Annotated in this window: 11 protein-coding genes and 2 pseudogenes; 9 read left to right on the forward strand and 4 right to left on the reverse strand. The window is 66.5% G+C overall.

Annotated elements, in window-relative coordinates; all coding sequences use genetic code 11:
* The first annotated feature begins 232 nt into the window (after nucleotides 1-232).
* On the forward strand, nucleotides 233-1,216 hold the full coding sequence (locus tag AB0C02_RS32605) for a lysylphosphatidylglycerol synthase transmembrane domain-containing protein (RefSeq protein WP_357553065.1): 984 nt from the start codon (nucleotides 233-235) through the stop codon (nucleotides 1,214-1,216).
* A gap of 199 nt (nucleotides 1,217-1,415) precedes the next feature.
* Here AB0C02_RS32605 and AB0C02_RS32610 read toward each other — a convergent pair whose 3' ends face one another.
* Nucleotides 1,416-2,114 (reverse strand): class I SAM-dependent methyltransferase, encoded by a 699-nt coding sequence (locus AB0C02_RS32610; protein ID WP_357553066.1) that lies wholly within the window; start codon nucleotides 2,112-2,114, stop codon nucleotides 1,416-1,418.
* A 49-nt stretch (nucleotides 2,115-2,163) separates the two neighbouring features.
* Here AB0C02_RS32610 and AB0C02_RS32615 point away from each other — a divergent pair, with 49 nt between their 5' ends.
* From AB0C02_RS32615 to AB0C02_RS32645, 7 genes and pseudogenes are all read left to right on the forward strand, one after another.
* On the forward strand, nucleotides 2,164-2,475 hold the full coding sequence (locus tag AB0C02_RS32615) for a hypothetical protein (protein ID WP_357553067.1): 312 nt from the start codon (nucleotides 2,164-2,166) through the stop codon (nucleotides 2,473-2,475).
* Nucleotides 2,472-2,780, forward strand: a complete 309-nt coding sequence (locus AB0C02_RS32620; RefSeq protein WP_357553068.1) for a hypothetical protein — start codon at nucleotides 2,472-2,474, stop codon at nucleotides 2,778-2,780. The genes AB0C02_RS32615 and AB0C02_RS32620 overlap by 4 nt, the downstream gene beginning before the upstream one ends.
* Nucleotides 2,781-2,943: 163 nt before the next feature.
* Nucleotides 2,944-4,446 carry a glycosyltransferase family 39 protein gene (locus AB0C02_RS32625; protein ID WP_357553069.1) on the forward strand — a complete coding sequence of 501 codons (1,503 nt, stop codon included), beginning with the start codon at nucleotides 2,944-2,946 and terminating at the stop codon, nucleotides 4,444-4,446.
* Nucleotides 4,447-4,813: 367 nt separating this feature from the next.
* Nucleotides 4,814-5,005 (forward strand): annotated as a pseudogene (locus AB0C02_RS32630) (helix-turn-helix domain-containing protein); the annotation flags it as partial.
* A gap of 127 nt (nucleotides 5,006-5,132) precedes the next feature.
* Entirely contained in the window at nucleotides 5,133-7,103 is a 1,971-nt protein-coding gene (locus AB0C02_RS32635; RefSeq protein ID WP_357553070.1) for a zinc ribbon domain-containing protein, read from the forward strand.
* 24 nt (nucleotides 7,104-7,127) lie between these two features.
* Nucleotides 7,128-7,916, forward strand: a complete 789-nt coding sequence (locus tag AB0C02_RS32640) for an integrase core domain-containing protein (protein WP_357553071.1) — start codon at nucleotides 7,128-7,130, stop codon at nucleotides 7,914-7,916.
* Nucleotides 7,917-8,049: 133 nt separating this feature from the next.
* A complete protein-coding gene (locus AB0C02_RS32645; RefSeq protein WP_357553072.1) occupies nucleotides 8,050-9,267 on the forward strand; it encodes an ISAs1 family transposase in 1,218 nt (405 codons plus the stop codon).
* 248 nt (nucleotides 9,268-9,515) lie between these two features.
* Here the strand turns inward: AB0C02_RS32645 and AB0C02_RS32650 are convergent, their stop codons facing one another.
* From AB0C02_RS32650 to AB0C02_RS32660, 3 genes and pseudogenes are all read right to left on the reverse strand, one after another.
* Complete coding sequence (locus tag AB0C02_RS32650; protein WP_357553073.1) at nucleotides 9,516-12,170, reverse strand: M14 family zinc carboxypeptidase; 2,655 nt, start codon at nucleotides 12,168-12,170, stop codon at nucleotides 9,516-9,518.
* A 314-nt stretch (nucleotides 12,171-12,484) separates the two neighbouring features.
* A pseudogene (locus tag AB0C02_RS32655) lies at nucleotides 12,485-12,681 on the reverse strand (DDE-type integrase/transposase/recombinase); the annotation flags it as partial.
* A 54-nt stretch (nucleotides 12,682-12,735) separates the two neighbouring features.
* Nucleotides 12,736-13,524: a tyrosine-type recombinase/integrase gene (locus tag AB0C02_RS32660; RefSeq protein WP_357553074.1), complete on the reverse strand. Its 789-nt coding sequence runs from the start codon at nucleotides 13,522-13,524 to the stop codon at nucleotides 12,736-12,738.
* A gap of 364 nt (nucleotides 13,525-13,888) precedes the next feature.
* On the opposite strand from AB0C02_RS32660, the gene AB0C02_RS32665 reads away from it, so the two are divergent.
* Nucleotides 13,889-15,016 carry a Fic family protein gene (locus AB0C02_RS32665; protein ID WP_357553075.1) on the forward strand — a complete coding sequence of 376 codons (1,128 nt, stop codon included), beginning with the start codon at nucleotides 13,889-13,891 and terminating at the stop codon, nucleotides 15,014-15,016.
* Nucleotides 15,017-15,223: the final 207 nt, after the last annotated feature.

Here is a 15,223-nt window from a genome sequence, read left to right on the forward strand (position 1 = left end):
CACTCGAAAGATCACGCGATGGCCGCGCTCTATGCCGGACGAGTTGTCCGGCGATCACGCCAACCGCGTTACACCACTATCAGGGACGCCACTGGATCAGAGGATGCCCGATCATCAGCAAGCGGTGTGGTCAGGAGGGTCGCAGGGCGGTAGCACCGCAGCTTCCCCGCCGGTACCGGATACAAGCTCCAGAGATGACCCAGGACCAGCCGCCACGACCTGGCGCAGGCCGGTGGCGCGTCTGCTCGCCGTTGCGGTGGTGGTGGGCCTCACCGCGATCGGCCTGCGCGGACGCCTCCCTGCTCCCGAGGACGTCCTGAACGCGCTCGCAAGCGCCGATTACAGCTTGATCTTGCTCGCCGCGTTGCTGCAGATCGCTTCGATTGGCGCCTTCGCGCTCCAACAGCGCCGCCTGCTCAGCAATATGAATGTGCAGCTGCGGCGCGGCTCCGCCTTTGCGATCATCCTGGCCAGCACGGCGCTCTCCATCACCGTGCCCGCAGGGCCCGTAGTCGCTACCGCGTTCACCATCCGGAAGTACCAGCATGCCGGCGCCACGCGCGAGGTAGCCGCCGCCACTGTGGTCGTGTCCGGGCTGGCTTCTATCGGCGGACTCGCCCTGCTGTACGCCGGTGGAGGCGGCGTGATCGTCGCCCGCAACCCGGCGGCGTTTCTGAACTGGCAGCCGTTAGTCGTCGTCATTGGGCTGGCCGTGCTCACCACCGCAGCCGTGTTGATCGGACGTCGTCACTCCCGCTGGTCCTCGCCGGGCGGATCGGGTGAGCGTGGTGTCTCAGGTATCGGAGCAACTCGCTACCTGCGAACCGTGCTGAACTCGGCCCGGGACGCATGGCGGGCAGGCGCTGGACTTAACGGCCGTGATTGGGCGGTGGCGCTCGCATACGCCACCGTCAAATGGCTGGCGGATCTGATGTGCCTGACCGCCGCCGCCCGATCGCTCGACTTGCCGAGTGACCTGATGACGCTCGCAGGTATCTATCTCAGTGTTCAGATAGTCCGGCAGGTGCCCCTCACACCCGGGGGCGTCGGTGTCGTCGAGACTGCCTTGGCTGCTGGGCTCACCGCCGCAGGCGCGAGTGGGATCAGCGCAGCTGCCGCCGTTTTGATTTACCGGCTGCTTTCCTGCTGGCTCATCATCCCGGTCGGCGGCATCGCCGCGTTGATGCTTCGTCGTGGCCACGACACATCGGCATGACTGCTTAGGACCCACACGTGCAAGCGCACAACTGCCACGAGGCTGATGCTCGGCAGCCCAACTCACTCTCGTGCCGCTGACCGCGTGTTACGCAGCGTTACAGCCGGTCGATCAAGACGACGCTCGGTCTTGCCGATGACAGCGCGGCAAGTGCACCTGCGAAAGGGAGCCCGCGCGCGGCGGCAGCCTGGCCCTGGAGTCAGTGCGCTTCGAGGACGAAGAAGATGAAGCAGAGGAACGACGTGCGGTCCAAGAGATGTGGAGGCAGGAGCTCGCGCGGGGTTTCGGGAGAGATGGGGGGTTCGCTGATGATCGCGAGGCGGAAGCCCGCGTTGGTGAACGCACTTGTCATCGCGTGCAACGGCCGGTGCCAGTAGGTCAGCTCCGTGGTGTGCCCGTCGAACGTGTGCTCGTCTGACCAGCGCGCGAGGGCGAAGTAGTCGGAGTCCGGGTTCGCTACCTCGTAGACGATCGGGTGGTTCATGGACAGGAGGAGGCGGCCGCCTGGCCTCAGGACTCGGCGCAGCTCAGCCAGGGGCGCAGTCCAGTCCTTCAGGTAGTGCAGGACCAGGGACACGACGACGTCGTCGAACGCACTGTCGGCGAAGGGGAGCGGCTCGCTGAGGTCGGCCACCAGCAGCGTGGCGTCCTCGCCCAGCCGCCGTTTGGCCAGCGCGACCATCGCGGGGCTGGAGTCGAAGCCGGTCATGATGGCCCCTCGCTCGCGAAGAGCCGCGGACAAGGGACCTGAACCGCAGCCGGCATCGAGGATCCGTCGACCGTTCACATCTCCGGCGAGTCCGATCATCGCGGGCCGCTCGTAGTAGCCGTTGATCAGGTTGGATTCGTTATCCGCGGAGTAGTGCTCCGCGAAACTGTCGTAGTGGTCGGCCTTCACCAGGCTGTCTCCTTAGCGTGTCCTCTGCGGTCGGGAGCACGATGCTGCCATGGAGGCGGAGACGCCGTTGCCCCCGCGCGGCGGCGCAGTCGGACGCGCGCTCATGCCGCTGACCGCGCGGGGTCGCCTGCTTCTTCTTTCGGCGTCGTCCGACTCTGGCGATGAGAGCGCACTCGATCTTTTCGTCTCTTCGCATCGTGGCCCTGGAACGCTGCGCGCTGCTGGGGTCAGGAGCGGCGTGGGTGACACCGCAAGCGACCATGAGAGGGTGACCGACGCCGTATCATCTTCCTTGGCTGCTGTGATCGACCTCATCGATGGATACATGCATCGAGTGCTGAAGGGCAAGAAGATCCGGTGAGCGTCGTCGAGGAGCTGAAGTGTGCGCTGATCGAGCTGCTCCCCGGGGACGACGTGGGGAATGCCGGCGGGCTGTACGACATCTACGCGGACTTGTCGGACATCGTTGACGGCTACCCGTTCGACTATGGCGATGGTACCGAGATGATCGCCCAACGGGAGATTCGCGACGCTGCCTGGGACTGGTTGAGCATTCCGCGCAATGCCGACGGGATAGAGACCTACGTCGACCACTGGGCTGCGAGAATTGCAGCCTTACCGACGACCGACGGAGGACAGCCATTCCGCCACCCCTGGGTTCGGTGACGCGCGGTACCTGTGCCGCGTGGGCAGGCCGGCCTCCCACCCGGACCCAACGCAGGGTGTCCGCTATGCCGCGATCCGTACGCTACGCAGAGTTACGGGAAGGGCTACTGACATGACATCGCCGCCGGACGCGCACATGTCGCCACTCCAGCATCCATGCAGCATGAGTGTCGAGGCGACGAGGTCGCCGCAGCGTTTCCGATGGTGGTCGGTGCCGTGGCCGGTGTGGCTGGTGGCCGGGCTGATGGTCGCCGGGTTGCTCAGCTTGTCGGGGGCGTACGGCTTTCACGGCGACGAGATGTACTTCGTCGTGGCCGGGCAGCATCCGGCGTTCGGGTATGTGGATCAGCCGCCGTTGACCCCGCTGCTATCGGCCGCGTCAGTCGCGGCCTTCGGGGTCTCACCGACGGCGGTGCGAATCCTGCCAGCGCTGGAGATGGCCCTAGTCGTGATCATCGTGGGGTTCATCGCCCGTGACCTGGGTGGCTCACGTCGGGCGCAGGCGCTGGCCGCAGCGACAGCGGGCGTCTCGGGCTATCTCGGGGCCGGGCATATGAACACCACCACCGAGCTGGACTTGCTGGTCTGGGCGGCCGTGATCTGGCTGCTGGTGCGGGTGCTGGCCGACGGAGACCGGCGGCTGTGGGTGGTGGTGGGGGTCAGCGCGGGCATCGGGTTGGAGAACAAAGACACCCTGCTGCTCCTCGCCGCGGGACTCGCCGTCGGGGTGCTGCTGTGCCGACGCTGGGACGTCGTCCGATCGCCGTGGGCGTGGGCCGCGGCCATCATCGCGGCCGTCATCTGGATGCCGAACCTGGCGTGGCAGGCCACGAACGGCTGGCCCCAGTTGACGATGGCCTCGCAGATCGCCGGGTACGCGGAGACGAACCGGGCCCAGGTCCTGCCGTTGCTGTGGCTGTTCACCGGTCCCTTGCTGTTCCCGATCTGCATCGCCGGCCTGGTCTGGGTGCTGGCGTCGAGGACGGCCGTGCCGTGGCGACCGCTCGGCATCGCCGCCCTCGCGGCGATGACCGTGAATCTCATCATCGGCGGCAAGGCCTACTACGCCATCGGCAACGTCCCGCTGTTCATGGCGGCCGGCGGGATCATCCTGGACCGGTGGATTGCGCGGGGCCATCAACGGCTCAAGACGGGGGCCTTCTCCGCGGCGGCCGTCGCCTCCGGCGGAATGATCGCGTTGCTGACCCTGCCCGTTCTGCCGGTCGCCGATTACGCCAAGACCACCCTGCCGGCCACAGTGCCCGATGTGGCCAACCAGATCGGCTGGCCGCAGTTCGTTGCCGCCGTGGACGAGGTCGTGGCCGGACTGCCCCCGGCGCAGCGCGACCACGCGGTGATCCTCACCAATGACTACAGCGAAGCCAGCCCGCTCATCCTCCTCGGCAAGGGACTGCCGCCGGTCTACTCGGGTCACAATTCCTACTGGAGCTGGGGACCCCCACCCGCCGAGCGCACCGTCGTCGTCCACGTCGGGGATTGGCGCCCAACGAACTGGGCTCAGTACTTCACCGACTGCCGCGATGTCGCTCATATCGACAACCGCCTCGGGATCGACAACAGCGAGCAGGACATGCCGGTCACGGTATGCACCGGCACCCGCGCTTCATGGGCGACGATGTGGCCCGCCCTCCGCACCATCAGCTGATCCAGTAACGCCCGCGCTTCGGTCCACTCAGGAGGCCCAGTCGGGTCAGGTCGTAGGAGGCCTGGTCGATGCTGTAGAGGCGGTGCAGCAGGCCGGTCATCAAGACGCGAAGGACCGCAACCAATACGTCCTGACCCTGTACCTGTCGAAAAAGGGCGTCCGTGCAGCTCGTGGGTTCCCTTGACGTCCGGGTCCGACCTTCGCCTGGTCGAGGACGTCGCCCGCACCGATCGTCACCGATGACTACGCGATGATGCCGATTCATGCTGCTGCGGCTGGCGTACCTGCGGGGTGCCAAAACGCGGTCATCGTGGCTGACCTGGCCGGATGTGGCGCCTAACAGGGGATGCCGGCACCATCGTTACTCGTGTCGCTCCGCCTGATCTACCTCATGTTCTGCCGGATCGCCGGCTGGCTGTCTCTGCTCGCCCGGACCACCGCAGCCAAGGACGTCGAGATTCTGGTCCTGCGCCACGAGAACGCGGTCCTGTGCCGACAGAACCCCAAGCCGCGCCTCGACTGGGCCGACCGCGCGGCGCTCGCCGCCCTGATCAGGCTAAGCGATTTGGTTGTTGATCCATAGTGGTCATAGAATTTCCGTTGTCGGGCGTTTTGTTGGGGATGCGGTCGGCGGAGAGTCGGGCTTGTCTGTTATTCGGGTCCGGGTGGTGCCAGGGCGGTGGCGGGTGAACCGGAAGTTGGCGTTGGCTGAGGGCGAGGCGGTGCGGACCGCGTGTGCTCGTGGGCTGCTGCGGACGGGGCTGGATGAGGCGTCCGGGGAGGTCGTGTCCCGGGCGGCGCTGGCGGAGCGGGTCGGTTGGTGTGCTGATCTGGTGGCGGGCATGGTGGGCGCCCTGCTTGGTGGGCACTGGAACCGTGTGGATGTTGATGCGCTCGCCTGCGGCGTGGATGCCGGTGGTCGGAGGTTGCCGTCGAATGCGTGGATGGCCCTGCGGCGGCTGGGTTGGACGACCACCGTCCCGGAGGGTGTACGGGTCAATGACCGGATCATGCGGATGGTCCAGGAGCAGGCGGGGCGTGTTCTGCGGTCGGTGAAGTGGCGTGCCGACCTGACCGCCGGGATCCTGTCGACGTGGCCGGCCGATCCGCGCAAGCGCACCGGCGTCGAGTGGGAGCAGCTGCGCGCGGCGATCCCGGGCGGACAGGGCCTGGCATCCAGTGTCATCAAGGGTCGTACTCGGCAGGCCGCCGCGTTCCTGGCCGCTAGCGGCCGGTTGCCGGTGGATGTGTTCGAGTTGGAAGACGTCCCGAGGGTCCCGCGGATGCTGTTGCTGGCCGCGTGTGACCGGCAGCAGGCCACCATCGAACGCAGCGACACCGACCCGGGCCGGGTGCTGCTGCGCCTGCAGTTGCCGACCCGGGCGGATCCGCGTTCGTATCGGGACTGGACGTGGGTGGCCTGCCCGATCAACCTGCCACCCACCGTCCCCGCCTCAGCGGTCCTGCACCTACCCACCCTCCGCGTCACCGGCGGCACGGTGCACGCCGATCTCGCCTACACGCATCCGGTGCCGAAGGCCAAGCACGCCGGGCACGAGGTGGCGCTGGGCGTGGACTGGGGCCTGAACACCCTCCTCACCGCCGGAACCCTCCGCCTCCGTCCGGACGGTCGGATCACCGCGCTCGGTGCCGGCGGCCAGTTCCGCGCCGCCGGCGTCCTGGCCAAACAACACCGGCTGCGCCGCCAGAGCGAGCAGCTGCAGACCAAGGCCGACCACTACCAGCGGCTCATCGACGGCCGCCCCGACGAACACCTACGGGCGAAACACGCGGTCCTGCGCGACGAGATCCAGCACGTGTCCGCCCGCCGCACGAACCTGAACGACGCCCTCGCCTGGTCCGCCGCCCGCTGGACGGTGGACCAGGCCATCGCGGCCGGGGCCAGCGTGATCTACCTGGAAGACCTGCGGTCGATGGAAGCCAAGGGCATGGGCGCCACCATGAACACGCGCCTGTCCCAACAGGTCCGCGGGAAGATCGCCGACCGCATCCGACACCTCGCCGCCGAGCAGGGCATCGCGGTGGTCACGGTCCCCGCCCGCAACACCTCCAAACACTGCCCGCAGTGCCTGACCCCGCTACAACACCGTAAGGCCCCCGACCAGCCGACCGTCGCGGGCTGGAAGTGGGCCATCTGCCCCCACCCGTCCTGTGGTTGGCAGGGCGACCGCGACCACGGGGCCTGGCGGCGTATCGCCGCCCGGGGCCTGACCCACCAAACCAAGACCGTCACGGATAAGACCAGCGGGCACATGGTGATCCGGTCGGTCGTCGACACGCTCGAAACCGCAGCCATCGTCGCCCCCACCACGAAAGCCAGCGGGGTGGACCGGTCGAAGACCGGCCCCACCGCGCGTAAGCCAGCACGCCTCGCGCCCAGGCGACGCGGGGCACCCTCCCCCACCCGACCTCACGGCCGGGCGGGCAAGCGTCCGGAGGGACACGCACCAACGGACCGACGGCTGCCCCGCGCAGCCCACCGGCACCAGAACGTGACCACGACCAGCACACCCACCACCGGCCACCAGGCCCGAGGAGCAGCGCTGGGCGCAGGATTCCATCTCCACGCCCACGCCACCCCACCCAGGTGGGAAACGATCCCGGAAACCTACTCCGACACAGGATCGCTTAGCTGATCAGGGACGCTCCTGCCACGGACGTTGAAGGCCCATCGCCTCGTCACCCCATCCACGGTCCTTCGCTGGCATCGGCGGCTGGTCGCCCACCACTGGACGTATCCCCACCAGCTCGGGCGCCCGCCGATCGACCCCGCGCTGGCCGCGCTGGTCGAGCAGATGGCTCGAGACAATCCGAGCTGGGGCTACCAGCGCATTCAAGGAGAGCTGCTCGGTCTTGGTCACCGAATCGGCGCGTCAACGATCCGCCGGATCCTCAAACGGCTGGGCATACCGCCCGCACCGGTGCGCCGCGACCACACCACGTGGCGACGATTCCTGCGCACCCAAGCATCGACCATGCTCGCCTGCGACTTCTTCCACGTGGACTGCGCGCTCACCCTCCAGCGCCTGTACGTGTTTTTCGTCTTGGAGGTCGGTAGCCGCTACGTGCACATCCTCGGCGTCACCACCAACCCAGACGGGCCGTGGACCACCCAGCAGGCCAGGAATCTGCTCATGGACCTGGGCGAGCGCGCCAACCGGTTCAAGTTCCTCATCCGGGATCGGGCCGGGCAGTTCACCGACACCTTCGAGACCGTGCTGACCGACGCCGACGTCACCGTGCTGAAGATCCCACCGCGAAGCCCGCGAGCGAACGCCTACGCGGAAAGGTTCGTCCTCACTGTGCGCAGCGAGGTCACAGACCGCATGCTCATCTTCAGCGAACGGCATCTGCGCCGCACGCTTGGTGAATACGCCCGTCACTACAACGGTCGGCGGCCACACCGAGCCCTGCAGTTGCAGCCCCCGCGCCGCAGGGCGATTGCGTAGTCGGGCAGCAGGGCCCTGATCAGGGAATCTGCGGGTGTGCGGCCTGTGTGGAGGCGAAAGAAGCGGGTGAGACCGCATCGCTGATCATGGAGTTCTCTACGCTTCATGACACCGAGGAAGACCTCACCCGCCGATGGCATCATCCCCCATCCCCGTACTGGGCGTAACGACACCCGCGACCAGCACCCCACCCGCGCCGGTCACCGATGGTGAGCACAGCGGGCTGCTGCACGCTCTGGCCGCGGTGCCGGATCCACGTGATCCCCGTGGTGTCCGTTATCCCCTGGCCGGACTCCTCGCGGTCGCGGTCTGCGCGGTACTGGCCGGCGCCTCGTCGTTCGCCGCGATCGCTGACTGGCTGCATGACCTGGACGAACAGGCCAAGGCCCGGCTCGGCTTCGACCGTGGAGTGCCGGTGGGCACCACCGTCTGGCGGCTGCTGACCCGCCTGGACGCCGGCCTGCTCACGACGGTCCTGGCCGCCTGGCTACGTGCGCGCGTCCGGCCGGACACGCCCCGACCCAAGCGGTGCCGCACGGTGATCGCCGTCGACGGCAAGACGCTGCGGGCCGCCCGCCGCCCCGACGGCAGCCAGGTCCACCTGCTGTCCGCGCTGGACACCAGCACCGGCATCGTTCTGGCCCAGGTCACTGTCGAGGCGAAATCGAACGAGATCCCCGCGTTCGCGCCGCTGCTGAACGCCGTCCAGGCCGTGCTGGGCGACCTGACCGGGGTGCTGTTCGTCGCCGATGCACTGCACACCCAGACCGGCCACGCCCGCGAGATCGCCGCCCGCGGCGCTCATCTGCTGGTCCAGGTCAAGGCCAACCAGCCCACCCTGTTCGCCCAACTCAAACACCTGCCCTGGCCACAGATCCCCGCCGGGGACCGCACCCGCGACCGCGGTCACGGCCGCCGCGAGACCCGCACGGTCAAAGCCGTCACCGTGCACACGCCCGGCGGCATCGCGTTCCCACACGCCGAGCAGGCCATGCGGATCACCCGCACCCGCACCCTCGCCTCCAGCGGCAAGACCAGCCGCGAGACCGCCTACCTGACTGTGTCGCTACCCGCCGCCGATGCTCAACCCGACGACCTGCAGGACTGGATCCGCCGCCACTGGCACATCGAAAACCGCGTCCACCACGTTCGCGACGTGACATTCCGTGAAGATCTACACCAAGCTCGGACCGGCACCGGCCCCGCCGTCATCGCTACCCTGCGCAACACCGCGATCGGCTACCACCGCACCAACGGCGAAGCCGACATCGCCCGCGCCACCCGACGCGCCAACCGTCGCCCACACGAGCTCATCACCGCTGTGACCAGCAGTAACCCGACAACGCAATGACCCTGCCCCGCGCCCCGACCGTCCCGCCGTTGACCTGACCCACGAGCGGATCAAACGCCGGCCCATCCTCGGCGGGCTGATCATCGAGTACGAGCGAGCCGCATAGCAGCCGAGCTCAGGACCAGTGGCAGGGTTTTGGAACCCCACAGGTCGAGGTGGCGTATGACCGTCAACACCTCGACTGCGGTGCCTGGTTGGCACCGCAGTCGAGGTGGTTGTTGAGGACGGTCGCAGCCGGCTAGTCAGCTCTACCGGAAGAGGCTGACCAGTTGTTCCGCTGTGACGTCTTGTCCGGCGCCGTTGTACATGGCGTTCGTGACCACGGTCCAGGCGGCTCGGGGCCAGGTGCGGAAGGTGATGTGGCCGCCGGCGATGGTGGCCTCACCCTTGCCGACGTCGAATGTGGCGATATTGGTGGCGCCGCCGATGGCAGAGGTGCCGTGAGCGTAGCCGCTGACGAGCAGGTTGTCCTCCTTCGGGTATGTGGAGGCGACGCGGGCGTTGCCGGTCACCTTGAACGCTGCGTCGTTGTTGAACCAGGTCGGCCAGGATTCGGGCATCCCCCAGGCCGCCGGGACATCGACGTCGTAGTGGTGCTTGAGCAGGGCTCCGGGTGCGTTGAACGTGGTCCGGTTAGTGGGCGTGATGTTCTGGACCGGCAGACCAAGCGACGTGGCCGCGGTGGTGGAGGCGCTGCCGAGCGCGACGAGGTTGCCGCCTGCCTCCACGAACTGCTTGAGCTTGTCGAGTCCATCGGGTACGCCTCGGGCCCAGTGAAACTCCGAAGGGTTCTTGTCGGGATCGAGGCCGCGCGTGATGGTGTTCGCCGAGATCCCCGGGGCGAGCACGATGGTGTCGTACTTGCTGCTGAGGTTGGCGTAGTCGTCCGCGGTGACGACCTGGTAGTTCACGCCGATCTGGTCGAACATCCACATCATCCACCCGCCGGGCATGTTGTTGGCCCCGCGAATGAAACCCACCCGGGTGTGGTCCTTCAGTTTGACCGCAGCGACCTTGGGGACCGCGTTGGCGGCATATACCGGTAGGCCCGTCTTTTGGCTGGCCTTGGTCAGCACCTGGCGCGCCTTCGGTTCCTTGGACGGTACGAGCACCGCACCGGCGGGCAGTTTCCTACCCTCGACCGTGATAGCGGCTTTGGCACGGTACGTCGGTACGGCCGAGTCCTGCAGATCAGCGATGACCTGACCCAGACCGTACGAGGTGGGGCTGAGGACGTAGGCGCCGTTCTGACCGGGGTGGGCCGGCATCTGCTGCTTTACCGGGTCGATGCCCTTGATCCGCGTCGTGATCGCCTCGAAGGGCTTCGTCACGGCGTCGACGTCGACACCCATGAACAGCGCGATGTTGTCGGTGGTCTCGCTGTACGGCATGATCAGCGGGCATTCCGCGCACTTGCGTGCGCTGTCCGGGTATTTGTCGATGCGAAGTAGCTGATCAACCCAGCGGCCCATCGGTTGGCTCGTCTTTAGTATGTAGGAGCCCTCGGAGTAGGTCTTGTCGCCCGCGGTGAACGCCCTCGTGGCCTGGTCGATCTCCACCTGGCCAAAGTCCAAAACCTTCAGCATGTCGTACAGGGCGTACGGATCGCGCTGGTTCGCCGAAACGACGTACGCGTACGGGCCACCATCCCAGGTCTCGCTGTTTCGATTGGATAGGTAGAGGTTGTTGTACAGCCACGACTTAGGGTCCGTGGCTACCGTCTTCATGCCCGAGTAGGCCGCGGCGTCCCCGTACTCCACAATCTGCTTGAGCGACCAGGTCTTGCGGTCATATGGCAATACCGACCGCAACGTCTTGTTGGCCGGCTCGAGGATCTTGTCAGAGGTGTAGGTGTAAGCGAGGTCCTTGGCCGATGCGATTTCGGTCAGCCAGGTCGACGTACCCAGAAATGGGCTGTAGCCGATGACGTCGGCGTTCCATAGAATTCCGTATGCGTCATTCCACTTTGAGCCCTTCTTGCCTTCCGCTACGAGGTCGCGCTGCGTCTGCATCCCGAGTGCGTTGGACGCAGAGACCACGATCGGATCCAATGTCTCGGACATCGGCTCGTCCCACGGGGGCGACCAGATCCGCGGGGCTGTCGTTCCCGCTTGGTGCATGTAGTGCTGCGCGACCGGGCGGTACTTTTGTTCGAGCCTGACCCGAGTCTGCGACTCCTTCTGGGTCACCATGAACCAGTCGCGGTTGTTGTCATGCCCGGCGTAGTGGTGGTACAGATCCGGATAGGTCCGGTCGAAGTTGGTGCCTGCCGTCTTGTTGAAGTGGTCGACCACTAGGTGCTGCCCGTCGGGGTTCTGAGACGGGACGATGAGCAGGATCACATTGTCGAGGACCTGCCGAGTGAACTCGGAATTCTCCGTCGCCAGCCGGTGCACGACATTGACCAGGGACTGGGTGGGGCCGACTTCTGTCGAGTGGATCGTCGCCTCGATGTAGTAGACCGGCAGGCTCTGGGAGGCGAGCTGGCTGGCATACTCATCGACGGGGATGCCCGCCCTCTTCGCCTCGGTCTGCATCACCCGCGGGTCGGCCAGGCGCTTGTTGATGTCAAGGACCTGGTTGATTCGATTGAGGTTGTGCTTGTTGCTCATCAACAGGATCGGGAAGTCGTTGCCGAGGGTTGTCCGATCCACAACCTGGTACTCGACCTCGTCGGAGCGGTCCGCGATGACTTTGAAGTACCGCTTGATGCTGTCAAAGTCGGCGAGCCTCCCCTCATCGCCCATCTCAAAGCCGAAGAATTCCTTCGGTGTCGGTACACCCTTGACCTTGACGCCGGCCTGAGCTGGTGGCCGCTCGAGAACCTGGGCCTGCACGGGCACAGATACGAGCCCCACCATGGCCGTGACAACCGCCACTGAGACTAAGTGCCGTAACCTCATCGCGCCTCCTCGCACGAGAAACCGGTGGCGATAGAGTCGCGGCAATGCGATGCGATGGTCAACCACTACCAATCGGTAAGGCCAGAAACGAAGACGATCTTCTTGTTATCAGCTACTCCTGGGACCATTCGTCCGCCAAGTCGCGCGAATTCGCACATTTGGTCCGCGCCGATGCGGAATCCAGCGTCAGAAAGTCGACCCCGGGGTACGCCACCGGCCCGGATCTTGCTGGCGCCATCGCGGGGGGTTTTGTCGCGAATATGGCATCAGTCGGACAGATCGGCCGACGCGGTGGACCGGCGTTTGTGCCTTGTTCAGATCGCACTGGCCATCTCGGCGAACGCCGCAGCGATCCGCGTGGCGGGTGGGGGTCGACGGCGAGTTCGTAGTGTCCGCGGCGCAGGTTCCGCATGAAGGCGTGTCCGGCGATAATCACTTGGGCTGTCCGGTCGTTGCGTAGTCCGCGCATCGGTCTGAGGCGATGCTTGAGCTGGCTGTGGTCGGCTTCGATCGGTGTACCGTGCCGAAACTAGACGCACGAGCTGTGAGCTGGGGTTTCGCCTGGCTACCGCATGATCGGTTCATGACAGTTCGGCTGCTGTATCTGATCATGGTTCGGGTGTTCGGCTGGCTCGCTCTTCTTGCCAGGGGCGATGCCGCCAAGCGGCACTGGACGTATCCGAACCGGTCGGGTCGTCGGCCGATCAGCGACGAGGTGCGGGATGATGCCTTGGGTGGCGCCCCAGGGCAGGCGTTCGCCGGTGCGTTTCCATAGGTGATCGTAGCGGCGGCCGCTAATCGGCTGACCATCGCGGTAGCGCAGCAGCCGATCGGTGGGCAGGGCGGCACCGCGGGCCTGGGCGTGCTCGTAGAGGTGTTCGGCGAGGTCAAGGGTGATTGGCTGCCACCGCACGACGCCGTTCTTCTCGGTGAGGCGGACGAGCCCGTTGGTGCGGTCCAGGTCGACGAGTCGTAGGGCGAGGGCGCCGCCGCGCCGGCAGGCGGTCTCGGTGTGCAGGCGTAGCAGGAGGGCATCGAGGATGACGTCGTTGCCGCTGGTGCGCGCCACCGCGTTGATCTCCTCCAACTCCTTCGGTGTCAACGCGCGGCGGGTGCTGGGCATGCGGCGGGGTTTGGCGACGCGGTGGGCGGGACTGGCCGAGGCGTCGATCAGGCCGTCTGCGATGGCCCGGGAGTAGAAGGCGCGGGCGGCGGCGATGACATGCGCGCCGGCGTGGCGGCCGTTGCGGCTGTTACGCCGTGACCGCGCCGTCATGGTCGTCTGCTGTTTCAGGGCCTCGACGTCGCTGGCCGCGACCGCGTCCAGCGGTCGGTCGCCCCAGACGGCGGCCATGCGCTGCCAGTAGGTGCCGTAGGTGCGTTGGGCGCCGGGGCCTGCTGCGGCGATGACGACCTCGACGCCGGGACGCTCAACGGAGAACGCAGCGTACTGGCGGCACGCCAGCGGCCTGGACTGCCGAAGACTGAGGGATGCTTCTCTGGCTGGTGGGTCCGCTGGTCGGCTGCGAGCAACCGACCAGTGCCACTATCGCAGGGGACGTCGGTGTCGCATAGCGGACGGGGACGTCCAAGCCCTCGACCTCGGCCGACCGTCAGGGCAAGGGCACGCCGACCGCCCACCCCCCATCTGACGAGCGCTTCCGAGCTTATGCCGCAATGATTTCGGCACCACGCCGATTTCATTGTATGATTGCCGCATGCTGTACCAGACACCCGTGCTCACCGATGACGACAAGCGCGTGCTCGGCGAACTGGACACCATGCGGGACAACCTGCGATACCAGATCGCTGAGCCGCACCGCTGGACAGGACAACTCCGACGCACCCTGATCGCCCACGCCATCCAGGGCTCGAATTCGATCGAGGGCTACCAGGTGTCCCTGGACGACGCAGCCGCAGCCGTCGCCGGAGACGAACCGGTGGAGACAAGCCCGCAAACCTGGGAGGTCATCACCGGCTACCGGGACGCCCTGACCTACGTGCAACAGCTCGCCCGCTCGCGCGAGTTCACCTGGCAACACATGCTCGTCAACGCGCTTCACTTCATGATGCTTAGGCATGACCTTGCCAAGTGGCCGGGCCGCTTCCGGCCCGGAGACATCCACATCGATGAGGCACACACCGGCCGACGGGTCTACACCGGGCCGGACGCAGACGACGTCCCTTCGTTGATCTCCGAGCTGATCGAATGGCTGACCGACGGCGAACCGGAAACCCCGCTGATCGTACGGGCCTCAATGGCTCACCTGAACCTGGTCAAGATTCATCCCTGGCGAGACGGCAACGGCCGAATGGCCCGCTGCCTACACACTCTCGTACTCGCCCGCGACGGTGTACTCGCCCCAGAGTTCTCCTCGATCGAGGAATGGCTCGGCGTCGGCCGTAACACATACGCCTACTACGACGCCCTCGGCGAGGCGGGCGGCCGACACTGGCAGCCTGATAACGACACCAGCAAGTGGATCCGGTTCTGCCTCAGCGCCCACCATCAACAGGCCCAGCTCGTCCGGCAACGCATTGATCAGGCCGCGCATCTCTGGGAACTGCTCGACACCTGGTCACGGCGCAACGGACTGCCCGAACGGGTGGTCAGCGCCCTACACCTCGCCGCTACCGGCGGCCGAGTACGCCGCACCCTCTACCAACGCGACGAAAACCTCACCGACGACCAAGCGACCCGCGACCTTCGCGCACTGGTACGGGCCGGCATGATCGACCAGCACGGCGAGACCCGAGGCAGGTTCTACCTCGCCTCACCCGCGCTTCGCGATCTCGCCGCTCCAGCACTCCGCCCGAAGGAAATCATCGACCCGTACCGGCAGTAGGGCGCAGGCCCTACAACCGCGAGCCCCACCATGCTTCGCCGGTCCGCCGTGCCGCGTGATCACGTAGCCACCGCCAGCACACGCGTGAGCACGTGCGAAGGCGACCCCCCTTAGTGGTCCGCGCCGTAAGTTCTTCGGGGGTTATGTGGCGAGGGCCGGTGCGGCAGGCTGGTGGTCGCAGCCGGAGGGCTGTTGGGGGTTTGGCTC

The organism is Micromonospora sp. NPDC048999, from assembly GCF_040649295.1.
Classification (GTDB): domain Bacteria; phylum Actinomycetota; class Actinomycetes; order Mycobacteriales; family Micromonosporaceae; genus Micromonospora.

What these genes read in the sequence shown, in the direction of transcription:
- AB0C02_RS32615 (WP_357553067.1), top strand. Translation starts at nt 2,164, where the DNA reads ATGGAGGCGGAGACGCCGTTGCCCCCGCGCGGCGGCGCAGTCGGACGC.
- AB0C02_RS32625 (WP_357553069.1), top strand. Translation starts at nt 2,944, where the DNA reads ATGAGTGTCGAGGCGACGAGGTCGCCGCAGCGTTTCCGATGGTGGTCG.
- AB0C02_RS32645 (WP_357553072.1), top strand. Translation starts at nt 8,050, where the DNA reads ATGGCATCATCCCCCATCCCCGTACTGGGCGTAACGACACCCGCGACC.
- AB0C02_RS32650 (WP_357553073.1), bottom strand. Translation starts at nt 12,170, where the DNA reads ATGAGGTTACGGCACTTAGTCTCAGTGGCGGTTGTCACGGCCATGGTG.
- AB0C02_RS32660 (WP_357553074.1), bottom strand. Translation starts at nt 13,524, where the DNA reads ATGGCCGCCGTCTGGGGCGACCGACCGCTGGACGCGGTCGCGGCCAGC.
- AB0C02_RS32665 (WP_357553075.1), top strand. Translation starts at nt 13,889, where the DNA reads ATGCTGTACCAGACACCCGTGCTCACCGATGACGACAAGCGCGTGCTC.